At 57.4% G+C, this 22,036-nt stretch carries 25 protein-coding genes; 13 read left to right on the top strand and 12 right to left on the bottom strand.

Translation table 11 applies throughout. From position 1 onward, the window contains the following. Positions 1 to 19: 19 nt before the first annotated feature. Positions 20 to 1,132 (top strand): GlxA family transcriptional regulator, encoded by a 1,113-nt coding sequence (locus AAGD24_RS06825; RefSeq protein ID WP_036204452.1) that lies wholly within the window; start codon positions 20 to 22, stop codon positions 1,130 to 1,132. On the opposite strand, the gene AAGD24_RS06820 is transcribed toward AAGD24_RS06825, so the two are convergent. The 3 genes from AAGD24_RS06820 to AAGD24_RS06810 form a co-directional block, all read right to left on the bottom strand. Then, positions 1,124 to 2,860, bottom strand: a complete 1,737-nt coding sequence (locus AAGD24_RS06820; RefSeq protein WP_075195882.1) for a formate--tetrahydrofolate ligase — start codon at positions 2,858 to 2,860, stop codon at positions 1,124 to 1,126. The genes AAGD24_RS06825 and AAGD24_RS06820 overlap by 9 nt on opposite strands. Then, positions 2,841 to 3,770 carry a methylenetetrahydrofolate reductase gene (locus AAGD24_RS06815; RefSeq protein WP_379866943.1) on the bottom strand — a complete coding sequence of 310 codons (930 nt, stop codon included), beginning with the start codon at positions 3,768 to 3,770 and terminating at the stop codon, positions 2,841 to 2,843. The genes AAGD24_RS06820 and AAGD24_RS06815 overlap by 20 nt, the downstream gene beginning before the upstream one ends. A gap of 72 nt (positions 3,771 to 3,842) precedes the next feature. Continuing rightward, on the bottom strand, positions 3,843 to 5,204 hold the full coding sequence (locus AAGD24_RS06810; protein ID WP_379866941.1) for a glycine cleavage T C-terminal barrel domain-containing protein: 1,362 nt from the start codon (positions 5,202 to 5,204) through the stop codon (positions 3,843 to 3,845). Between the two features lie 217 nt (positions 5,205 to 5,421). On the opposite strand from AAGD24_RS06810, the gene AAGD24_RS06805 reads away from it, so the two are divergent. Further along, the gene (locus AAGD24_RS06805; RefSeq protein WP_036205745.1) at positions 5,422 to 5,823 is read left to right on the top strand and encodes a DUF2721 domain-containing protein; all 402 of its coding nucleotides are present in this window, start codon (positions 5,422 to 5,424) and stop codon (positions 5,821 to 5,823) included. An 11-nt stretch (positions 5,824 to 5,834) separates the two neighbouring features. Here AAGD24_RS06805 and AAGD24_RS06800 read toward each other — a convergent pair whose 3' ends face one another. From AAGD24_RS06800 to AAGD24_RS06770, 7 genes are read right to left on the bottom strand one after another with little or no spacing between them, the layout of a single operon-like run. Continuing rightward, positions 5,835 to 7,178, bottom strand: coding sequence for a diguanylate cyclase domain-containing protein (locus AAGD24_RS06800; RefSeq protein ID WP_036204444.1), 1,344 nt, complete (start codon positions 7,176 to 7,178; stop codon positions 5,835 to 5,837). 3 nt (positions 7,179 to 7,181) lie between these two features. Next, complete coding sequence (locus AAGD24_RS06795; protein WP_075195884.1) at positions 7,182 to 7,460, bottom strand: hypothetical protein; 279 nt, start codon at positions 7,458 to 7,460, stop codon at positions 7,182 to 7,184. A gap of 11 nt (positions 7,461 to 7,471) precedes the next feature. Further along, positions 7,472 to 7,900 (bottom strand): PaaI family thioesterase, encoded by a 429-nt coding sequence (locus tag AAGD24_RS06790; protein WP_041335346.1) that lies wholly within the window; start codon positions 7,898 to 7,900, stop codon positions 7,472 to 7,474. A gap of 35 nt (positions 7,901 to 7,935) precedes the next feature. Then, positions 7,936 to 8,331 (bottom strand): thioesterase family protein, encoded by a 396-nt coding sequence (locus AAGD24_RS06785; protein ID WP_036204438.1) that lies wholly within the window; start codon positions 8,329 to 8,331, stop codon positions 7,936 to 7,938. A 20-nt stretch (positions 8,332 to 8,351) separates the two neighbouring features. Next, positions 8,352 to 8,924 (bottom strand): RNA 2',3'-cyclic phosphodiesterase, encoded by a 573-nt coding sequence (gene thpR, locus AAGD24_RS06780; RefSeq protein WP_075195885.1) that lies wholly within the window; start codon positions 8,922 to 8,924, stop codon positions 8,352 to 8,354. Then, a complete protein-coding gene (locus tag AAGD24_RS06775) occupies positions 8,917 to 9,501 on the bottom strand; it encodes a CPBP family intramembrane glutamic endopeptidase (RefSeq protein ID WP_177190601.1) in 585 nt (194 codons plus the stop codon). Before AAGD24_RS06775 ends, thpR begins: the two co-directional genes overlap by 8 nt. A gap of 6 nt (positions 9,502 to 9,507) precedes the next feature. Next, the gene (locus AAGD24_RS06770; RefSeq protein ID WP_036204434.1) at positions 9,508 to 9,831 is read right to left on the bottom strand and encodes an antibiotic biosynthesis monooxygenase; all 324 of its coding nucleotides are present in this window, start codon (positions 9,829 to 9,831) and stop codon (positions 9,508 to 9,510) included. Between the two features lie 312 nt (positions 9,832 to 10,143). Here AAGD24_RS06770 and AAGD24_RS06765 point away from each other — a divergent pair, with 312 nt between their 5' ends. From AAGD24_RS06765 to AAGD24_RS06740, 6 genes are all read left to right on the top strand, one after another. Next, complete coding sequence (locus AAGD24_RS06765; protein WP_007151952.1) at positions 10,144 to 10,350, top strand: cold-shock protein; 207 nt, start codon at positions 10,144 to 10,146, stop codon at positions 10,348 to 10,350. 171 nt (positions 10,351 to 10,521) lie between these two features. After that, entirely contained in the window at positions 10,522 to 11,373 is an 852-nt protein-coding gene (gene phnC, locus AAGD24_RS06760) for a phosphonate ABC transporter ATP-binding protein (RefSeq protein WP_379866938.1), read from the top strand. After that, complete coding sequence (gene phnD, locus AAGD24_RS06755; RefSeq protein WP_036204430.1) at positions 11,370 to 12,233, top strand: phosphate/phosphite/phosphonate ABC transporter substrate-binding protein; 864 nt, start codon at positions 11,370 to 11,372, stop codon at positions 12,231 to 12,233. Before phnC ends, phnD begins: the two co-directional genes overlap by 4 nt. 8 nt (positions 12,234 to 12,241) lie before the next feature. Next, the gene (gene phnE, locus AAGD24_RS06750) at positions 12,242 to 13,072 is read left to right on the top strand and encodes a phosphonate ABC transporter, permease protein PhnE (RefSeq protein WP_126810427.1); all 831 of its coding nucleotides are present in this window, start codon (positions 12,242 to 12,244) and stop codon (positions 13,070 to 13,072) included. Positions 13,073 to 13,081: 9 nt separating this feature from the next. After that, entirely contained in the window at positions 13,082 to 14,092 is a 1,011-nt protein-coding gene (locus AAGD24_RS06745; protein WP_075195888.1) for a phosphonate dehydrogenase, read from the top strand. Next, positions 14,086 to 14,946: a LysR family transcriptional regulator gene (locus AAGD24_RS06740; RefSeq protein ID WP_379866936.1), complete on the top strand. Its 861-nt coding sequence runs from the start codon at positions 14,086 to 14,088 to the stop codon at positions 14,944 to 14,946. The genes AAGD24_RS06745 and AAGD24_RS06740 overlap by 7 nt, the downstream gene beginning before the upstream one ends. Before the next feature lie 21 nt (positions 14,947 to 14,967). Here the strand turns inward: AAGD24_RS06740 and AAGD24_RS06735 are convergent, their stop codons facing one another. Then, a complete protein-coding gene (locus AAGD24_RS06735; protein ID WP_036204424.1) occupies positions 14,968 to 15,639 on the bottom strand; it encodes an SDR family oxidoreductase in 672 nt (223 codons plus the stop codon). Between the two features lie 192 nt (positions 15,640 to 15,831). On the opposite strand from AAGD24_RS06735, the gene AAGD24_RS06730 reads away from it, so the two are divergent. From AAGD24_RS06730 to AAGD24_RS06720, 3 genes are all read left to right on the top strand, one after another. After that, positions 15,832 to 16,857 carry a 2-dehydropantoate 2-reductase gene (locus tag AAGD24_RS06730; protein WP_036204422.1) on the top strand — a complete coding sequence of 342 codons (1,026 nt, stop codon included), beginning with the start codon at positions 15,832 to 15,834 and terminating at the stop codon, positions 16,855 to 16,857. 178 nt (positions 16,858 to 17,035) lie between these two features. Next, entirely contained in the window at positions 17,036 to 17,815 is a 780-nt protein-coding gene (locus tag AAGD24_RS06725) for an SGNH/GDSL hydrolase family protein (RefSeq protein ID WP_036204420.1), read from the top strand. 66 nt (positions 17,816 to 17,881) lie between these two features. Then, complete coding sequence (locus AAGD24_RS06720) at positions 17,882 to 18,733, top strand: lipase secretion chaperone (protein WP_379866933.1); 852 nt, start codon at positions 17,882 to 17,884, stop codon at positions 18,731 to 18,733. 9 nt (positions 18,734 to 18,742) lie between these two features. Here AAGD24_RS06720 and AAGD24_RS06715 read toward each other — a convergent pair whose 3' ends face one another. Next, positions 18,743 to 19,822, bottom strand: a complete 1,080-nt coding sequence (locus tag AAGD24_RS06715) for an alpha/beta hydrolase (RefSeq protein ID WP_036204418.1) — start codon at positions 19,820 to 19,822, stop codon at positions 18,743 to 18,745. Positions 19,823 to 20,037: 215 nt separating this feature from the next. Here AAGD24_RS06715 and AAGD24_RS06710 point away from each other — a divergent pair, with 215 nt between their 5' ends. Then, entirely contained in the window at positions 20,038 to 20,865 is an 828-nt protein-coding gene (locus AAGD24_RS06710; protein WP_379866931.1) for a zinc-dependent peptidase, read from the top strand. Further along, positions 20,849 to 22,015 carry an AI-2E family transporter gene (locus tag AAGD24_RS06705; protein WP_269399899.1) on the top strand — a complete coding sequence of 389 codons (1,167 nt, stop codon included), beginning with the start codon at positions 20,849 to 20,851 and terminating at the stop codon, positions 22,013 to 22,015. Before AAGD24_RS06710 ends, AAGD24_RS06705 begins: the two co-directional genes overlap by 17 nt. The last annotated feature ends 21 nt before the right edge of the window (positions 22,016 to 22,036 follow it).

The following is a 22,036-nucleotide window of genomic DNA, read 5'->3' as shown; positions in this document are numbered from 1 at the left end:
CGGGGCAAGGGGGTTTACCATGACCGCTGACACAGGCTCACACACAGACAGGCCCGCCCAAGAGCCCTATCGGGTCGGCTTCCTGCTGATCGATAATTTCACCCTGATTGCCCTCGCCACGGCCGTTGAGCCACTGCGCATGGCCAACCAATTGGCCGGTACTGAACTCTATTCCTGGAAGCTGCTTACCGCCGAAGGCGAACCTGCCCGTGCCAGCGATGGCATTACCATGCTGCCCGACGGGTCGATCCAGGAAGAGCACCGGTTTGACCTGGTGATCGTGGTGGCCGGTATTGATGTTACCCGGAGTTTTTCCCGCAAAGAGGTCGTCTGGTTGAAGCAGATGGCGCGTCGCCACGTCCTCCTTGGGGCGGTCTGCACTGGCCCCTATGTCCTGGCCAGCGCAGGCCTTCTCGACGGTCATGCCTGTAGCGCCCATTGGGAATGCCTGGAGGCCATGCAGGAGGGTTTCCCACGGGTACAGACCAACAACCGCCTGTTCACCGTCGAGCGGGAACGCATGACCTGTACCGGTGGTACCGTCCCCATGCACATGATGCTCAGCTTTCTGGCAAGGCGTCACGGCCAGGAGCTCAGTAATGCAATATCCCACATGTTTGTGTGCGACCGGGTGCGCGAGGAAAGTGAACAGCAACCGATGCCCATGCACCCGCGACTGGCGTGCGCCCAACCCAAACTGGCGGAGGCGGCCCAGTTGATGGAGGCCAATATCGAAGAGCCCATCGAACTGAAGGAGCTGGCAACACTGGCCGGCATTTCGCGGCGGCAACTGGAACGGTTGTTCCTCAAGCACACGGGCTGCACGCCTTCGCGCTATTACCTGCGGGTGCGCCTTAACCGGGCACGCCGATTGCTCAAGCAGACATCCTGCTCGATTGTGGAAATCGCCTCCATGTGTGGGTTCGTGTCCGCCACCCACTTCAGCCGATGCTATCGCAAGACCATGGGGCGAGCGCCCAAACACGAGCGAATGGAAATTTATTCCCAGGGCTCTTCCAGCGCGGTTTTTACCGATTCCATGGCCAGCCTGCCGTCTTCCTCTCTGCAGGCATTGAGGCGCGCCCGGTCTGAGCCGACCTATGGCATTTTCGAGAACACCGGGTCAGGTTAACCCCACCACCAGGCCGTTTTCATCCAGAGCAATGTCCAGTGCCGCGGGATGGCGTGGCAAACCGGGCATGGTCATGATGTCACCACACACCGCCACCACAAAGCCGGCGCCGGCCGCCAGGCGCACTTCCCTTACCGGAAGCATATGGCCGGACGGCGCTCCCTTCACCGACGAGTCCGCCGAAAAGCTGTACTGAGTCTTGGCAATACATACTGGCAGGTGGCCAAACCCCAGGCTTTCGTATTCCTCCAGCTGCCGCTTCGCCACCGTGGTGAATTCCACGCTACCGGCGTGGTAAATGCGCGTGGCGATGGTGCGGATTTTATCCGCCAGCGGCAGGCCGTCTTCATAGAGAAAGTTCACCTCAGGTGTGCCTTCGTCCATCTGATCAAGCACCGCCTGGGCCAGTTCGGTGGCACCCTCACCACCCATAGCCCAGTGGTCGGCAGGCACAGCACGCACACCCAGCGACTCACTGATGGACTGCACCAGCGACATTTCCTCCTCGGTATCGTCTGGGAAACGGTTGATGCACACCACTGGCGTCAGTCCGAACTGCTGCAGATTACGAACGTGTCGCTCCAGGTTGGCGGCACCGGCCCTCAAAGCAGCAAGGTCGGGAACGGAGAGCTGGCTGCGAGGGACCCCACCCTGCATCTTGAGTGCTCTAATGGTACAGACAACCACGGCGGCGTCTGGCCGCAAGCCTGTTTGCCGGCACTTGATATCTATGAACTTTTCCGCCCCCAGGTCGGCGCCAAATCCCGCCTCGGTGACGACCACATCGTTCAGTGCCAGAGCCGCACGGGTGGCGGTCACGGAGTTGCATCCATGGGCGATATTGGCAAACGGCCCACCGTGGATAAACACCGGGTTGTGCTCCAAACTCTGGACCAGATTAGGCTGCAGCGCTTCTTTCAGAAGCACGGTTAACGACCCTTCCACACCCAGGTCACGAACGGTCACCGGAGTCATATCAGAGCGCCTGCCGATAATGATATTGCCCAGCCGCTGCTTGAGGTCCGCCCGACCGTCCGCCAGGCACAGGATCGCCATGATCTCGGAGGACACCGTAATATCGAACCCGGTTTCCCGGGGCACGCCATGGGCCGCACCACCAAGCCCGCACACCATGTTGCGCAGGGATCGGTCGGTAAGATCCATCACCCTCCGCCAGCTCACATAACGAGGGTCCAGGCCAGTTTCATTACCCCAGTGAATGTGGTTGTCGATCAACGACGCCAGCAGATTATGGGCCGTGGTGATGGCGTGGAAGTCACCGTTGAAATGCAGATTGATGTCTTCCATCGGAATCACCTGCGCGCGGCCACCGCCGGCTGCGCCCCCTTTCATGCCGAAACAGGGGCCCAGGGAGGGCTCCCGCAGGCACACGGACGAACGCACGCCCAGGCGATTGAAACCGTCGTTCAATCCCACACTGGTGGTGGTCTTGCCCTCCCCCGCTGGCGTGGGCGTTATGGCGGTCACCAGTACCAGCTTGCCCCGGGGCGCACTATCAGAGGTATCCACATAGGCCATATCCAGTTTGGCCTTGTAGTGGCCGAACGGCACCAGGCTCTCCCCTGGCAGACCGAAACGCTGCTGGGCCAGCAGCAGAATAGACTGAGGCTGGACCGAGCGAGCGATCTCAATGTCAGGAGTGCCCGGCGGCGGAAAGTCAGCTTCCGGTGGTGTTGCGGGTGTCAGCTTACTGTACTGAAGACTCATGGAACTGACCTCTCTGGTCCTCAATGGACCCACTGTGTTCTTGAATCCATTGCGCCGATTGGCGCAGGCCACCGAATGGGAAAAGATGAATGCCCCGTAGCAAAGTATCCGGGTTGTCCAGGCAATACTGGACAAGCGCGCGCACCATTCCGTCCGGCGACCACGCACGCAACAGTTTGGCGCTGCCAGGGCGTCGCAGCATCAGGCGGGCCGATGCTCCCACTCCGCATTGAGCCGCATAGGCAATGAGCGTTTTCACCCGTGTCGGGCCGGCCATGCCAATGTATACCGGCACCTCTTCCAGGATGCTGCCGAGGCTTTGCAGCCAGTCGATGACCACGTTGGCGTCAAAGGTGAACTGGGTGACCACCCAGAGCCGCGTGGACGTCGTGCGCGCGTATTCGCGTTTGATACCAAGGGCCTGGATGAGTGTTGCCCGGTCCGCCATGGGATGCCCGTCCGGATGGGCTGCCACACCGATACCATGGAATTGGAACTGGGCCAGCAAGCCAGATTCCAGAACGGCCAGGGTATCTGGAAAAGGGCCGGCGATCGCATCGCTGTCGCCGGCAATCAGCAGTAAACGGTCAACGCCGCTTTCATTCAGTTGCGAGAGCCAGTCCCGAAGTTGCCCGCGGCTCTCGGCCATACGTGCGGGTACGTGAGGAATCGGCTGCATGCCAACGCTCAGCATATGTCGGCATGCCCGCAGGGTATCGCTGAACTGGCCTTTTGGCAGAAAAGGCACGTAGACACAGGTGCCCCGCGGCAGCAAATCCGGCAAATGCTCCTGTGCCAGTATCTGGCGGGGTGTTGCCTCAATGGACGCCCAACGTACCAGGGCCTGCATCCGTGCGGTGGCTTCCGCGTCATGGGCACTGAACGGCTGTTTATCACTCACCAGTTTCATGAATCACGCACCCCATTGATACCTGCTTGCATCGGGCAGGCGACGGCCACCGCCGTCTGCCCCACTGCATTGCTAGTCCGCGAAGTCGATTCCCTTCGCCCGTGCCCTCTCGCGGGCGTTGGGGTTCACCGAAGGCCGGAACGGAACTTCCACCACTTCCGCCTCGACAGCCGTTGAGCCATCCGTAGCGGCGTATTCCACCGGCAGGTGGACCGTCAGGCGGGTGCCAACAGCACGCAGGTCAAACGGCACATAGGCCAAGCCAATATTGGTTTCCAGCTCGGGCGAATACCAGGGCGAGGTAACATAGCCCTCTGGCTCGCCGCCTTCTGGTCCGCTGACCAGCCAGAAGTCGTTGGCATAGTCGGTTACCTGGCCACCGCCAAAACGGATACCCACCATGATGTGACTGAAAGGCGGTCGGCCAGCGTCCAGTTGCTCGCGGACTTTCTCGAGCTTCTGCTTACCGATGTAATCCGCGTCCTTGTTGCGAGGCACCTGATACGCTAGGTTGCACTGGAATGGCAGGGTTTCCTGATCCACATCCTGGCCCCAGGAAAGGATACCGGCAGCAATTCGGCGGTGATGCGCCGGCGCAATCACTCTCAGATTGTGGGCCTCACCGGCGGCAAGCACGGTGTACCAGAGGTCTTCGGCGTATTTGGTGGCTTCCTTGAGGTAAATCTCGTAACCCTTCTCACCGGTAAAACCGGTTTGGGAGATAATCACGTCATGACCGGCCACCTGGCCCTCCATCAAGCCATAGTAGGGAATATCCTTCACTCGCTCACCGAACAGGTCAGCCATGAGCGCCTCAGATTTGGGACCCTGGATCTGCACCGGTGCTACATCGATTTCCGCGATGGTGACGTTGAAGCCCATCCCGATGTTGACGCCCCGCAACCAGAATTCCAGGTCGCTATCGGAAAGGGAGAACCAGAACTCGTCCTCGGCAACACGAAGCAGAACCGGGTCATTGAGAATGCCGCCCTCTTCATTGCACAAGATGACGTACTTGCCACGCATAGGTTTTATCTTGGTGGCATCTCGAGTAATCACATAGTTCACGAAGCGTTCCGCGTCCGGCCCCTTTACCTGAATCTGGCGCTCTACGGCGACATTCCACATGGTGACGTCATGTATCAGCGACTCGTATTCCACCATGGCGCCGCCATCTTCCGGACGGACATAGCCCCGGGGGTGATACATACGGTTGTAAACGGTCGCCCGCCAGCATCCAGCTTCGTACGCCAGGTGCCAGTATGGCGACTTGCGTACACGGGTGGAGATCAACATCTCCACCGGCGTGGGGCCGGACTGGCGCAGGTTAATGGGAACCCGACGGTCGGACTGGTCAACACTGTCAGGCTGGCGGGCGGCGCCCGCCCGTTGCTGCGGATAATCCAGAAGTGCTTGCTCAAATTTAACGGCCATTGCTATCTCCCCCTACCGGGTTGTCGATAGCTCTAATGTGACCCTGTTTTCAGTTATCAGGTTGAACCAATACGACACTGGCACAACCAAAAACGTCAACACCACCGTGATGAATCCTGGAAGCCGCGCCAAAGTGCCAAGCATGAGATGGGGCTACAGCAACCGACAAAGCCTGCTATATTGGTCAAACCTGTCCGTGCAGATCAAGGAGTCGACGTTGACACTGACCACCCCCGCCCTTCTGTTTCCCGCCATTTCACTGTTGCTGCTGGCCTACACCAATCGCTTTCTTGTTCTAGCGCAATTGATACGCCAGCTTAAGCAAATGGATACGGAAGAAGACCATGCCCTTATCGCCCGCCAGATCAGCATGCTGCGCAAACGCATTTTGCTGACTAAACGGATGCAGGCTTACGGTGTACTCAGCTTTTTTGTCTGCACCATGTCCATGTTTGTTCTGTTTGTGGGAGCTCAGCTTGCAGGGGCCATCGCGTTCGGCATCAGCCTGATATTACTGTCGGTCTCATTGTTGTATTCGCTGTACGAAATCGTGATTTCGACCAACGCCATCAACGTTGAGCTTGAAAACTTCGAAGCCAGGAAACGAGCCGGGGAGTAACACGCAAACGTTCAGGAAACCGGATCCGGTCTTCCTTTTTTCATCCGGTACATGGCGCTGTCTGCGTAGCGAATCAGTGCTTCATGGTTGTCCCCGTGTTCGGGATAGACAGCCACACCAATACTTGGAATCAATGTCAGGGATGCCATCGGCAACTCGTAGGGTTCACTGAGAGTTGCCCGCAATTTTTCAGCAACACTGTCCGCGTCACTTGGCTGTTCAATTCCATCAAGCAGCACGATGAACTCATCGCCACCCAGCCGACCAACCGTATCTGCGGCCCGAACCCCCTGCACCAATCGGCGAGCCATTTCCTGCAAGACCTGATCTCCGACGGCGTGTCCGTAGGTATCGTTGACCTGCTTGAAGTCATCCAGATCGAGGTACAGTATCGCCAGAAAGCCGACTTCCCTGGCTGCACGCGCAAGCGCTGTCTGAATCCGGTCCAGGACCAGGCTACGGTTCGGCAATTCCGTCAGCTGGTCGTACCTGGCCATATGCTCCAATTGCGCTTGCATTTGCTTACGCTCCACCGCGGCGGCAACCTGTATGCCGACAAACTCCAACAGCTCTCTGTCTTCGTCCGTGTAACACGCACTCTTTGATTGCCTTTGTACGGCAATCGCGCCGAACACACCCTGGGATGATTTCAGAGGCACACCCAGCCAGTGGTGACGTACCTCAACGTGCGAGGTATCGATCGCCTGAGGCGAAAAAGCCACGCTGCTTCCGGGCGTCAGCAACAGAGCCCTGGCGGAACGGATGACCTGTTCACAGAGAGAACCGATATCCTGAGAGAAACCGGGGGTTCCCGTCTCATGACGGTCGGCATTATAGGGAAAGTACAACTCACCGCCCTGCGTATCCACGAGCGCCACCATAAAAGCAGGCGCTGACATCAGGCCTTCCACAACCTGGTGAATTCGCCGGAACATGGCAGGCAGGCTATCCGAACTGTTCGCTGCGTCCGATATGGCATACATGGCGGCCTGCATAGCCTCGGCCCGCTTGCGCTGGGTCACGTCACGGGCGACCGCCACGCGGATCTGTTCCTTTTCAGACCAACGGGCAGACCACATGATATGGGCTGTTGAGCCATCCTTGCGGATGTAACGGTTCTCAAAGTACGGCTTCAGCTCTCCCCGCAGGATTTCTTTGACAGCCTGGCGCGTTTTCTCAAGGTCCTCCGGATGAACAAAATCCAGGATTCGCCGTCCAATCATTTCCTCCGGCAGATAACCAAATACCCGCTCACTGGCTGCGCTGACGTAGCGAACGTAGCCATCGCGATCTACAACGCAGAGTGCGTCCAGCAGCAGGTCGATAAAGCTTTCCGGCGGAATGGTGGGGCCCATGGCCTATCGGGTGCCCCAGATCCGGGCTACAGCACTATCGCTGCCCAGCAGTCCTACCACGAAACAGACGAGACTGATCACGAAAAACAGCACAATAGGTAACAAAGCGCTGAAGGTTTCCGCGAAGATTGAAAAGAAAAGCGACACCCCGGACAGAACCAGGAACAGGAAACCGACCACCAGCAGTATTTTACGATGCGACTGACGATAACCCTCGACGCTTCCACCTTTCTCGAAAAAACAGAGAATGGGCCAGAACAGCTTTCGAAAAATGTCTTTCACTGCACGCCACCTCACCTGTTTTTGGGGCTGACAATGGCCAGTGTCACCGTTGCCTTGGAGACAAGCCTCATGTCGCCGGCCTTGCCACAGTACACCTCAGACTCTACCACGGTTAACGTGGAGCCTGCCTTGAGCACAGTGGCGACACACTCGATATGTGTCCCGCTGGCTGACCGCAGCAGCTTCAGCGAGAAATCCGATGTCAGGACCATCTGCCCGGATTTAACAGCGGAGGCACCGGCAGCACCGGCCGTATGATCCGCCACCGTAGCCTGCACCCCGAAGTGCACGAAACCGTCCTGCTGCAGATGCCGTTCCGCCAGTACCAGACGGGAGCGACATTCACCGGTTTTGATAGACACCAGTTCCAGACCAATATCTGCAACAAACGGTGCCGATGAAAAAATCCGTTCCACTTCGTTATTGTTAAGCGTGTCCACGTTGTCTCCGGAACTGTGGTTGGCAATCCAGCGGTTTATGCCTCAAAAGTATGCACTGCAAGCTCGCTACGAACCGCTTCAGGGATGGGGACCGACTTTTGAGTCTCGTAGTCGAAATGAATCAGCACGGTAACGCCACGCGCAACCAAAACACCATTTTGCCAAGCTTCCTGGATTACCTCGAAGGAAGAGTTGCCGACTTTGCCAATTCCGGACCGCACCTTAACAGGCGTGGCCCAGTAACACTGGGCTTTGAGATCAATTTCCATGCGGGCGAGAATCAGTGGCCAGCCTTTCGGCTCCAGGGAAGGATGGAATATACGGAACACCGGTGTTCTCGCCTGCTCAAACCAGACCGGGTAAACCGTGTTATTGATATGGCCAAGTGCGTCGGTGTCGCTGAATCTTGGTTCGGTTTCGTAGTGGAACATTTGACTCCCCTTACATCGTGTTAGCGGCAAAGTCTCTCGGGATTTCCGGCGAGGGGAAACCGTTCAATGATCTGATAGACAGACCCATGAGCCCCCTGTGTGCTTTCAAACAACGCGATCCCGCCCACCGAAAAGGTCCCTATAGGTTGTCGTTCCTGAGACTCAAGCAATTCGGCGACTGACCCACGCTGCCTCTTGAAACGAGCCAACGTGATATGTGGGCAGAACGGGCGTTTTTCCTGCTCAAACCCAGGCATGCACAGACTCTGGTTAAGCACCTCGTGAAGCTCAGCCAGTTTATCCGCTGGCTGAACTCCGGCCCACAGATTTTTTGGAAAGTCCGGTCGGCCGAAGCAGCCCAGGCCGCAAACGGTGAGATCAAATTGTCCAACTGGCAGGTTTCGGGCAGCATCACATACATCTGGCAACCGCTGCCTGGCCACACTACCGAGAAATACCAGCGTAAGATGCAACTGATCCGGTCGCTGCCAGCGCGCCCCTGCAACCGGTTGCTGAATTGACACCAGACGCTGCTTCACCGAATCGGGGATTTCCAACCCGAAGAACAGACGATGTGTTTCTGGTTTATCCAACCCGCACCCCAAACCATTCCGGAAACCGACGCAGACAGTACAGCGCAATCATGTCGTAAACACCATGCCAGACCATTACCAGCAGCAGGCTGTCCGTCAGTGCATACGCTACTCCCAACACCACTCCCAACCCGGTCGCCAATAGAAAGTAGGTGAACGAAAGATAATGCACCATGCCAAACAGCACCGACGCAGCGACTATCGCAACCGCATCGTGGGTGTGTTGGGCCAGCCAACCCTGGATCGCCCCGCGGAACAGCAATTCTTCACCGACTCCTGCGAAGACTGCCAAGGCTACCAGCACCGACCAGGAATACTCGCAGGCGAAACGATGCAACTGCTCCAGTTGGGATTCCAGAGAGTCACGAAGCCGGCCCGGAAGCCAGGTCAGCATCATGATCACGACGTACGTTGCCACACTGCCGGCCACTCCCCATAGAACGACCGAGCCAAAGCTCAAACCATCGTACTGAACCGGTATACCGAACAGAAAAATCGCCAGCAGCCCCACCACACCAATGCCGGCCTGGAATCCCAATGCGGCCGTGGATGGGATCTGCGGGCGTTTTCGAGCCATGGCCACTCATCTACCTCGCTTGCCAGGCGGCATAACTACCCACTCAGGGTCCTCGAATTCGCCAAGCGGCGTAATTTCGCAAAATGGCGCGGCGCTGCGGATGATTCGGGCCACTTCCGGGTTATGCTGCCCTTCCATGGCATCCCGCTGCTCTTTGCTGTCCCAACTGGCGATGGCAATCAGCACATTCGGGTCACCAATTTTCCGGTGCAGCTCTGTTCCGCGCGCGCCCGGCGCCTGCTGGATGATCTCGCTGGCACGAACCCAGGCATCGGCGTATTCCTCTGCCGTGTGCCCTTCTCGTATGCGAACCTCGAAGATGTATTTCATGAGTTCACCCTCGTTCCAAACGGCAATTTCCCAAATAACGGGCCTCTGACTCTCAGAGTAATTGTTTTGATTTTGGATCGCATCGGTAAATGCCTACAAATAAACTTGGCAATTCCGGGGACATAGGAGTAAAGTTCGTTTCGTAGGAAAGATTTAGCACAGCATTTCACGAATAAGACGCATCTCTGTTGTTTTGGTAGTTGTCCGTCCTGTTTTTGATTCCGCGCGTTTTTTGTTTCCGCACAACGCTGATCAGTCATCGTTCAAGATGGTCTGGCGGCACATTAAATTATCGATTTCAGGATTATGATTATGTCGACTACTACCGGTACTGTTAAGTTTTTCAACGAAGCAAAAGGCTTTGGTTTCATCACTCGTGAAAGCGGCCCTGACGTATTCGTTCACTACAGCGCTATTCAAGGCGGCGGATTCAAGACCCTGGCAGAAGGCCAGCAGGTTGAGTTCACCGTAACTGACGGCCAGAAAGGCCCTCAGGCAGAGAACGTTGTTGCTGTTTAAATAACAGTCAGCACGTTTGAAAAAGGCAGCTTCGGCTGCCTTTTTTTATTGCCCCTTCATAATTTCGTCATTGACCTGTCACCTACCTGACACTGTTTTGTCACCCTCAAGGATTACCGTTGCATTGTAACTCGCAATAAAGCGAGCTTATGTATTGCAAAAGGTGATTCCATGCCGTCTGTGCATTCCCCCGATATGATGCTCCGCATCGAGGACATGGGAGTAACATACCCCGGCAACGTCCTGGCGCTGCGACCTACCACCGTCGAGTTCCACAAAGGTGAGTTTACGGTACTACTCGGCCTTTCGGGCGCGGGCAAATCGACCCTTCTGCGTTCACTCAATCATCTGGTGCAACCCACCACCGGCACGGTGATCTCGGCTGAGTTCGGCACCCTGAAGACCAGCAGGACGGTCCGCCGGCACCGATGTAGAACTGCCATGGTCTTCCAGCACCACCAACTCATCGAACGACATACCGCGCTCCAGAATGTACTCACAGGCCGGCTTGCCTACCACAGTACGTGGCGCAGCCTGTTTCCCCTACCGAGGGCGGAACTGGAGTACGCCTTGCGTTGCCTGGAGCGTGTTGGTCTTGGTGAAAAGGCCCTTGCGCGGGTGGATCAACTGTCTGGCGGCCAACAACAACGGGTGGGTATCGCCCGCGCCCTGGCGCAACAGCCGTCCATGATCCTCGCGGATGAGCCTGTCGCCAGTCTGGACCCCGCAACGTCCGAACGGGTACTCACACTCTTGCGCGATATCTGCCGGGAGGACGGTATCACCGCCGTAATGTCACTCCACCAGCTGGAGTACGCCCGGCGGTTTGCCGATCACATCATCGGCCTGGCAAACGCCCGGATCGTATTCGATGCGGAACCGGCAAAGCTGGAGCAACACCATCTTGATGAGATCTACCACAGCGCGAGCGTTGCAGTTTCCGACCCCGGCAAGACCGCCGCGCAGCCCTCCCACCCTCAACCATCGAACCATCCCACCAAGCAACTGGAGATCGCCCAATGAAACCGTTATTCAACCTCGTGTTAGTGCTCTGCCTGATGATGGGAATGAACATGCAGGCCTCCGCAGCAGACCCCAACCCGGATCTGCTGAAGGTCGCCCTGCTCCCCGATGAAAATGCCTCTGAACTGATCAAGCGCAACCAGCCTCTGAAAGACTACCTGGAAAGCACCCTCGGGAAAGAAGTGGAACTGATCGTCACAACGGACTATTCGTCCATGATCGAAGCCATGCGCTTCGGCCGTATCGACCTTGGCTATTTCGGCCCACTGTCCTACGTGATGGCGAAGAGTAAAAGCGACATCGAGCCTTTCGCCGCCATGATTGTAGACGGCAAACCCACGTACCGTTCCATCCTCATCGCCAATGCGGACTCGGGCGTGAAGTCCTATGACGATATCAAGGGCAAGAAAATGGCCTATGGCGATCGCGCCTCCACCTCAAGCCACCTCATCCCCAAAACGGTACTGCTTGAATCTGCCGGACTGGAAGCAGACAGGGACTATGAAGCCCACTTCGTCGGCAGCCACGATTCCGTTGCGGTGAACGTGGCCAACGGCAACGCTGAGGCCGGCGGCCTGTCGGAAGTCATCTTCCAGCATGTCATGGACCGCGGCCTGATTGATCGCGATAACGTCCGGATTCTTGGCTACAGCGGCGAGTTCCCACAGTATCCGTGGGCCATGCGGTCAAACCTGAACCCGGACCTCAAGGCAAAGATACGCGACGCCTTCATCAGCATTAATGACAAAGAAATCCTGAACAACCTTAAGGCCGAGGGGTTTGCCGCTATCGAGGATTCCGACTACGACGTGATCCGCAAGATGGGCGGCCTGCTCAACCTTGATTTCGCGAAGATGTAAGAGGCTTTATGACTCACACGACGACGGAACCGGCGGCCCTGTCGCCGGCTCCGTCGGCTTCCGTGCTGGACGAACACGCACGGGGCTGGCGGAGCAAGCTTTGGCAGGCAGGCCTGGTACTGGCGGTGGTCTTTTTCGCCAGCTGGTACGTGGACCTGCTCGACTTCCGCACCCTTGCTAACGGCGTCCCCGCGATCGCCACCCTGTTGCGAGAGTCACTACCACCTGATTTCACCAATGTGATGGACTGGATGTCGCCCCTGCTGGACACACTGGCGATGAGCATCGCCGGCACCGCGATTGCGGTTTCGGCCTCTGTGCCCCTGGCTTTTCTGGCGGCCCGAAACACCACGCCCCACCCTGCTGTGTTTCACCTGACCCGCACCCTGCTGAACGGCCTGCGTTCCGTACCGGAACTCATCATGGGCATTATTTTCGTCGCGGCCGTGGGTTTTGGCGCACTGCCAGGGGTGTTGGCCCTTGGCCTGCATTCCATCGGCATGGTCGGCAAGTTCTTCGCAGAAGCCATAGAGCATGTGGATGAAGCCCCCGTTGAGGCCGCTGATGCCTCCGGAGCCACGCGTTTGCAAGTACTCTGGCACGCGGTTCTGCCGCAGGTGCTACCACAGTTTGCCGATGTGTCTATCTATCGCTGGGAATACAACTTTCGCGCCTCCACCGTCATGGGCATGGTCGGTGCCGGCGGTATCGGCTTCGAGCTCATGGGGTCGTTGCGCATCATGCAGTATCAGGAAGTCAGTGCCATCCTCATTGTCATACTGCTGATGGTAACGATGGTGGACAGCCTGAGCGGCCACCTCCGTAAGACATTCAAATAAGGACAGCGAATGAAACCAAGAGTTGTCATCACCCACCGGGTCCACGACAGTATACTTGCCAGCCTGGAGCCCCACTGCGAGCTGATCACTAACCAGTCTGCCGTCACCCTGCCACCGGATTCGGTGAGAGCCCGCGCGGCTACGGCCGATGCCATGATGGCGTTTATGCCAGATCGCGTTAGCGAGGAATTTCTGGTGGCCTGCCCCGACCTGAAAGTGATCGGCGCTGCCCTGAAGGGATTCGATAACTTTGACGTGGACGCCTGCACCCGTCACGGAGTCTGGCTGACCTTCGTGCCCGATTTGCTGACCGTGCCCACCGCCGAACTCACCGTTGGATTAACCATAGGCCTGATTCGCCAGATCCGGCCAGCAGACCAGTTCGTCCGTTCCGGAGAATTCCAGGGCTGGCAGCCTCAATTCTATGGCCTCGGCATTGAAGGCTCGACCATTGGTATTGTGGGCATGGGAGCCATCGGCAAAGCCGTGGCTACACGGCTCCAGGGCTGGGGCGCACGAATACTGTACTCACAACCGGAAAGCCTACCGGCTGCCGAAGAAGACGCCTTGGGCCTTTCCAGGTCAGAGCTTGATGACCTGCTGGCCGAATCCGACATCGTCATACTGGCCCTGGCGCTTAATGAACATACCCTGCACACGCTCAACGCTGACCGCCTGCGCCAGATGAAACGCGGTAGTTTTCTGATCAATCCCTGCCGGGGTTCCGTCGTGGACGAGGCAGCCGTTCTGCAATCGCTGACGTACGGACATCTGGGTGGCTACGCGGCGGACGTGTTTGAAATGGAAGACTGGGCCAGACCGGACCGCCCGCAGCGGATTGATCCGGCACTGCTGGCCCACCCGAACACCCTGTTCACCGCACACACGGGCTCGGCCGTCAGGGACGTGAGATTTGCCATCGAACAGCGGGCAGCCGACAACATCCTTCAGGCGCTCAGAGGCCATCAGCCCCAGGACGCGGTCAACTCACCGCTCGAACCCAAGGGAACAGTATGCTGAACCTGGTCTGGCTCAAGAGTTTTATCACCCTCGTTCAGCACCGCAGTTTCCAGGCCGCCGCCAATCACCTCGGCATCGCCCAGCCCACCCTATCCCAGCACATTCAGAAACTGGAGGAGCAGCTGGACGTATTATTGATCCAACGCGGCAAGTCCGGTTGCGAACCCACCAGGGCGGCCCAGGCGCTGATGCCGTTCGCCCTAAGCATGTTACGCCTGGACCAACGCGCGCGGGAGGCGGTCACGGGAACAAGTCTGCGGGTAGGTGCCAGCTCCAACATCGGTATCTACATGCTGCAGCCTCACGTTCGCTCCTTCATGGACCGGAAGACCTCTCCGCACGTGGATCTGGTGATCGACAATAACCCCGCCATCGCACGACAGCTCACCAGCGGCGAATTGGATATCGCAGTCATGGAGTGGTGGCACCCCAAGCCCGGCTTCCAGGCCCGTGACTGGAAACAGGAGCCAGTGGTGTTGATTGTGCCGCCTGGCCACCCCTGTGCCGATATGACGCAGATCAACCGGGAAGCCCTGGCAGGAATGACGCTGCTGGGCGGCGAGCCAGGGACCGGCACTGGCCGTTTATTGGCTAATTTCTTTGGCGACGACGGGCCTTTTCCGGAGGTATCGATGCAACTGGGCAGTACCGAAGCCGTAAAGCAGGCGGTCAAGGCGGGGGTGGGTATTTCGCTGGTGTTGGCGGCTTCGGTCACTGACGAAGTGCAAGCAGGCACCCTGCGAGCCATCCCCGTCAGCGATCCCGGGCTTGCCAAGGAACTGGTGGTCATCTGCCCCGAGACGATTGCCCGGCACCCACCGGTCTCCAGCTTTGTCAGCCACCTATGCCACTGAGCGAGGCCCCCTGGCAAGTTATTACCAGGGCAGTTCCTCACCATTGCTGTGCCAGAAGGAGCCCGTGTTTTCCAGGTTAAGGCCCTCGATTCTCGCCGCCAAGCCCTTTGCTGACTCCTCGGGCGTAATCAGTCCGCCGAAATTCACCATACGGGTTTGCACATAACCGGGATGGAGCTGGGCCACCGCAATGCCCTTTGGCTTAAGGTCCATCGCCAGGGACTTGCCAAAGGCGTTCAGCGCCGCCTTGGACGCACGATAGCCATAGCGGCCGCCAGAGTCGTTGTCCGCGATGGAGCCCATCCGGCTGGTGATGTTGGCAATCTTACCGCCGTAAGGTATCTGGGACACCAGCGCTTCCGCCACCCTCAATGGCGCGTAAGCGTTGATTTCCATCTGGGTACGAATGGAATCGAAATCAATGCTGCCCAGTTTTTCATCCTGCAGCAGGCCGGCATTATTGATCAGCAGGTCGATCGACTGGCCCTTCACGCCGTCAATCAATGACTGAAGTCCACTTGCCGTGGTGACGTCAACAGATTCAATGACTCGAGTCGCCACCTCCTTGAGCTCGGGAGACGCTTCCCGACATACGCCAATCACGTCACAGCCTTCACCTGCAAAGTGACGGGCCAACTCAAGCCCGATGCCGCGATTGGCCCCGGTAATCACAACGGTTCTTTGTTCAGGCATGACAGCCTCCTGTTATTGAGATAAAGGTCCGTTATACGGACTCACCACTGCAGTGTTCAACCCTCAAGTTGAGAGAAAAATCGCCGGGCACTGTCGTTGGCGGGAAAGATCATCTCAACCCGTAGCTCCGCCTGATAGTTGACTCTCGCGGGCAGCCCTTCCACTATTTGGGAAAACAATAAGGCAAAGCCCGTGACGCAGAGTTCTTTCAAGGTCGTTATATTTGGCGCTGGCAGTATCGGCTGTTACCTCGGAGGCAGGCTGCTTTCTTCCGGTGTGAACGTGGTCATGGTGGGCCGAAAGACCATGCAGGAGCGCCTCCGAACCTCCCCACTGACGGTCACTGACTATGAAGGGTTTCGCTTCCACAGCCAGCTGGCCGAGCATCAGTATGTGACCTCTGCCGAGGCGGCAGGCAACGCCGATCTTGTGCTGGTAACGGTCAAATCCGCCGCCACCTCCGAGGCCGGCAAACAGCTCGCGCCCTGGGTGAGCGAGGGCATACCGGTGGTCAGCCTGCAAAACGGAATCTCCAACGCAGAGCACCTCCAGGCCGCTATGCCCAACGCCAACGTATTGGCCGGGATGGTTCCATTCAACGTGCTGCAACAGGAGCCGGGGCATTTCCATCAAGGCACTCAGGGCCACCTGATGGCCGACCGGCACCCGTCACTGCAGCCGGCCCTGCCCTGGTTTGAGCATGCCGGGCTCCCCTTGGAACTGCGGCGCGATATCGAATCGGTGATGTGGTCCAAGCTGTTACTCAATCTGAATAACCCGGTCAACGCCCTTTCTGGCGTTCCGCTGCTGGAAGAGCTCTCGCAAAGGGACTATCGCCGCTGCCTGGCAATGGCTCAGAGAGAGACGCTAGAGCTCCTTAAATCGGCAGGCATACCCACGGTAAAACTCACAGGCCTGCCTACCAAACTGATTCCTTCCGTGATGTCACTACCAGACTGGCTGTTTACCCGACTAGCCAAACGGATGCTCACCATCGATCCTGTTGCACGTTCCTCCATGTGGGAAGACCTCCAGGCCGGGCGCCCAACCGAAATTGACTGGATCAATGGCGAAGTGGTGAAACTGGCGGAAAAGCTGGGTACGGACGCACCGGTCAACCGCAAACTCGTGCGACTGATGCATCAACGGGAGGAAACGGAAAAAACCTGGGGTGCTTCTGAATTGCTGAATGAGCTCACCGATCACTCCAGACCATAACCTGCCGGTCAAAAGCGAACACATCGTTTCGAGAGGCCAGTCACACTCCAGCTCATCCCGCCGAAAAAGACAAAAAAACGGCCACTTCCGACCTGTTGCGCTGATCATAATTTGTGCAAGTTGCGAATGAATGGCGTCTCGCCAGGCACCATTCATCCCCAACAACGGAGACACAATAATGAACAAGATCCGACACTGTGACGAAAGAGACACCTCCTCCAAAGGCCATTCCCTGTTTCGACTCCTGGCGGTCACTGCGATGGCCATGGCTATGACAGGCTGCGGCCAGCTGGGACAACTGCTCAGCAATCCCCAGGTCTCTGATGCGGACAACGACCAGGTGATATTCCTGGGCGACTCAATCTTCGCCCTGTCCGGCAAGATCCAGGACGAACTGGAAGCCAAAGCCGGGGAAACCTTCCGCCGCTACACGGTCTCCGGCGCCGAACTCACCGGTGGGTTCCTCGCGCCCTCTGTTGTCGAGCAGTTCGCCACCGCACAGGAGGACAATCCCGACATCCGCACCATGGTTGGTAATGGCGGCGGTAACGACATCCTTATTCCGGCGATTGCCCTTGACCCATACAACTGCAAAACCCAGTGGTATCAGTTCGGCCGCCTCAGCAGCAAGTGCAAGGATCTGATCGATGATCTGTATGTGGACGGCGTGAACTATCTGAACGAATTGTCCGATGCGGGCGTGGAGAACGGCGTGCTGGTGGGTTACTACTACACCAAGAACGGCCTTTTCCGTCTTAAAAGCATGAAACAGGCGGTCGACTACGGCAACAAAATCCTCGCCAGGGCCTGCGAATATTCCACTCTCGACTGTACCTTCGTGGACCCAAGACAGGTGGTGACGGAGAGCGACATCATCTTCGATGGCATACACCCGGCCGATAGTGGCTCCCAAAAGATCGCAGAGTTGATCTGGCCGAAACTCCAGCCTTTGCTGTAACTCAACCAGGGGGCCGTCAACGACGTTGAAAGGCTCCCTGACAACCGGCGAACAGGAAAATACTTTGTGAAAACATCCCTTTGGCTTGCAGGGCTGGCCGTGGTGATTCTGGGCACGGCCGGCTTTATCCTTGGCCTGTCAACGACGCCCGTACAGCCTTTGACGTCCGAGACCTCGTCCACTCCGGTGCTGCCCGGCCAACCAGCTACATCACCGCCGGCCCAATCGCAGGGGCCATCAGCCCTGAGCAATGAAGACCTTGCAAAGCTCTCCGCGTACGAGCAATGGCTGGAAGAAAACCGGCTGCTGTTGCAGGGCATGCCCATGCTCGAACGCCAGACAGCGCTCTGGGAAAAACGGGAGGCACTGTTCGGTGACGAGGCCAGCCGTATATGGGGCGAGCGGGAGTCTCCCATGCATGCGAATCAGGACGCCTTTCAGGCGGAACTGCAGCGACTGGACCAAGCCCACGAAATCACCCCGGAAGAAACCGCGCACCAGCTTAAAACCTCCGTAGAACAGCTTTACAACAACGATATGGCCCGACGACTTATTGGCCCGGACGTGATGGCTCGCACCTTGTTCAGCCTCGACGCTGTTCAGAGCCACCTCCACACCTTATCGGCAGACGCTCGCCAGGAACGCATCAACAGCCTGCGCCGCCAGATGGGCTATCCGGAAGAAGCCATCAGCCGCCTTTCAAAGCAGGACCAGCAACGCAACGAACGCTGGCAAAATGGCAAAGCCTACATGGCCGAACGAAACCAACTTGCCCGGCGCTATTCCGGAGATCAACTGGATAAAGCGCTGGACGATTTGCGTGCAGAACACTTCGGGCGCTCTGCCAAAACCATTGCCCTTGAGGAACGGGACGGATTCTTCCGGTTTGAGCGAGAGCGGCGATTTGGGGTTAACTGAAATCCGCAATCACAATCGGTGAACGTTTCGTGACGGATCATAACGAGTCGGCTTCTCAGCCACTTTTCCATTCAACGATGCTTTGAAGAAATCCAGAACTTTCGCGTTCTTTAACGGCGACTCCTCAAAGTAGGCGTGGGAATCCCCGACATGAGGCTGGCTGGTAACGTCGATATAGGTCGCCACCCTGGAATCCAGCCGGCGCAGGTAATGGCCAAGCCGGGCTTTCTGCTGTTCGCCCATTTTCAGGCGTGAGGCCTTTAGTGCTCCGTCGTTTTCGTTGATGGTGATATAGAGACGATTGCGGTAGGGAATTCGGTCCACCCACTCGGCGTGGTTCTCATTATTGGTGTCCGCGGCCACCATCACAACGTTATCGAACAACAGCCGATCTCCGCTGTACACCGAACTCCCGAGCAAATGCTTGTAGAGATAGTTCCCCATGCTGTGCAACATCAGATTCACAGTGAACGGGCAGTGCTTCTCGACTTCCTTCGCAAAGTAGCGGTCCCACGCGGCGGCGTTGTCTGCAAACCGGGCTTCCGCACGCGCCTCCAGATCCATCACGTACTGCGCATGAAAGTCGCTCACCAGGGCTTCCAGCTTCTCCAGCACGCGATTGAATGCCCCTACCGAGGCGAGGGCGTCCCGCTTGTCGCTCTTGTAGCTGAGCACGCCGTGCAACCCTCCACCATTGGCGGGCCAACTGAACACAATGACTTCAACGCCGAAGTTCTGCTCCAGCCTTTCGGCACGATCAAGCACATCAGTCATATCGTTGTTGTAACCATGAACAAACAACAGCAGGTTTCTTCCGTTCGGGCGCGCACCAGCGCCGTGGCCGGATCTCTCGATCAGTTTGCGGGCCACGTAGGCGCTCGCCGGGTAGGTATTGTCGGGATTAAGATCGACACTCTTCGCCATTTGCGGTGTGATCTGGTCAGGCAGGATATCAATATGCCAGCGGTTTCGCCGGCGGGATGCCTCCGCCAGCCGCAACTCGTTGGGGCCTTCAATGGGTTTACTGCCAAAGGCCTCACTCTCTGTGTGTTTGCTTTCATCGACGGTTCTATTGGTTACGATATACATGGAGCAGATTCCTTTATGCTTCCATGCCACGGAACGACCTGGTGGCCACTACTGATAGGAAGTAACGAAAAGTTCCCTGACGGCCGCCCTACAACCCCCTATGATGAACGGCATCAGAATTCAATCGCACGGTGGGAATGTTGCTACCCAACACCTAATTAATTAGCAAACCGAACTAAAATGTCAAATCACCACACGGCCCCGGAATCTTGCCCATGCTGATCTACACTCTCTGCGCGATTTCCGTGATTGCCGCCTCGGTTTTCTATCTGTTTTTCTACCGCAACTGGCGTCGCGAGAGACAGCTTCAAACTCCCTTTCCGGAGAACTGGCGCGCGACGCTCGAGTCCCAGGTGCCCCTATTCCCCGGGTTGCCGGCCAAGCTGAAACGACAACTGGAACAGCATGTACAGTTGTTCCTGGCGGAGAAATCCTTTTACGGCTGCGATGGGTTCGAGGTGGACGACACCGTACGCCTGACCATCGCGGGACATGCCTGCCTGCTCATCATGAACCGCAGCTATTCCGACTTCGACGACATCCGCAGTATCCTGGTCTATCCGGATGCCTATCGTGTCAGGGATATTGAGCATGATGGCCTGGTGGTGAGCGAGAGTAACGAGATTCGCGCGGGCGAAGCCTCAAGTTATGGACAGGTGGTTCTGGCCTGGACACAGTGCGAGGAAGGTGCCGTCAACCCTGATGGGCACCACAACGTCATTCTTCACGAATTCGCCCACCAGCTGGACTACCTGGACGGCACTGCGGACGGCGCTCCGCCACTCAGTGGCGAACAGGCAAGACATTGGCAGGAAACAATGACCCAGGCCTATGAACACTTGAGACAGTCGCTTCAACATCACCAGAAGCCCTGGCTGGACCCATACGGCGCCACCGAACCCGCCGAGTTTTTTGCAGTGCTGACGGAAGCCTTTTACCAACAACCGGAGCACCTGAAAGCGGAACAGCCGGAAGTCTACGAAGCGCTGCAACGGTTTTACCGATTAGATACGGAGGCAATATCCCATGGAGAACGGCGATAAGACAAAGCGTGAGGAGTCGGGAGCAGACAACAACTCCCAGAACAGTCAGGCGCTGATTGACGCCATCAACATGCGCAGCATGTCGCTTATCACACTCACAAGTATCGCAACCCTTTATTTTATCGACTGGGCCCAGGCGGTTCTTTTGCCACTGGTGGTGGCGGTGTTAATCAGCTACGCCCTTGAACCCCTTGTCGCCACAATCAATCGGTTGAGAGTACCCCGTCCCCTGGCGGCGGCTGTGGTGTTGATTCTGCTTATCGGTATCATCGCCGGAGCCAGCATTCCCCTGAAGCAGGAAGCCATGGCTATGCTGGACAAGATACCGGTGGCCATCGAGCAGTTTCAACAGAATGAAGCCAGCCGCCCCAAGGACGGGGAAAGCATGATGGAAAAAGCGCAATCCGCCGCGAAGAAAATTGAGGCGACCGCCAGCCCCGATCAAGGTAACGGAGACGCATCGCGATCGGGTGCAACACCCGTGCGCGTGGTTGACGACCCTCTCGAGATCAAAGATTACGTACTTCAGGGTTCCCCGGCGGCGCTGGTGCTGATTTCCCAATGCTTCTCGGCATTATTGCTGGTGTATTTCATGCTCGCGATTGGCTCACTGTACAGACGCAAGATCGTCAAAATATCCGGGCCATCTTTTGCTCGAATGCGCAAAGCCGCCCGAATCATGAACGAGTTCCATCGCAGCGTACGGCAGTTCCTGTTTGTGATGTTTGTAGGTGCCGTATTCGTGGGCGTGCTGACCTGGCTGGCGTTCTTGGCATTGGGCGTCGAGCAGGCCGGTTTTTGGGGCGTTCTGGCCGGTGTCGCCAGTGCCATACCGTACCTGGGTCCGTTCCTGGTGCTCGTGGGCACGGGTGTGGCCGCCTTCATCCAGTTTGGCGAATTGGAGATGTCGATCGTCGTTGCCGGCACCTCGCTGGCCATCACCAGCGTTCAGGGCTATCTGCTGACGCCCTGGCTTACCAGCCATATTTCCAGCCTTAACGCGGTTGCCATTTTTATCGGCCTGCTGTTCTGGGGCTGGCTCTGGGGCCCCGTCGGGCTCGTGGTTGCCACTCCAATCCTGATGATCGTCAAGTCATTGTGCGACCATGTCGTTAACTTGCGTCCGGTTGGCGAACTTCTTGGTAAATAGAGTAAAACGGTGCTTCCACCC

Origin of the sequence: Marinobacter sp. M5B (genome assembly GCF_042604615.1) — a bacterium.
Taxonomy (GTDB): domain Bacteria; phylum Pseudomonadota; class Gammaproteobacteria; order Pseudomonadales; family Oleiphilaceae; genus Marinobacter; species Marinobacter salarius.
The sequence above is the reverse complement of the archived record's forward strand: the minus strand, read 5'-3'. Positions and strand labels throughout refer to the sequence as shown.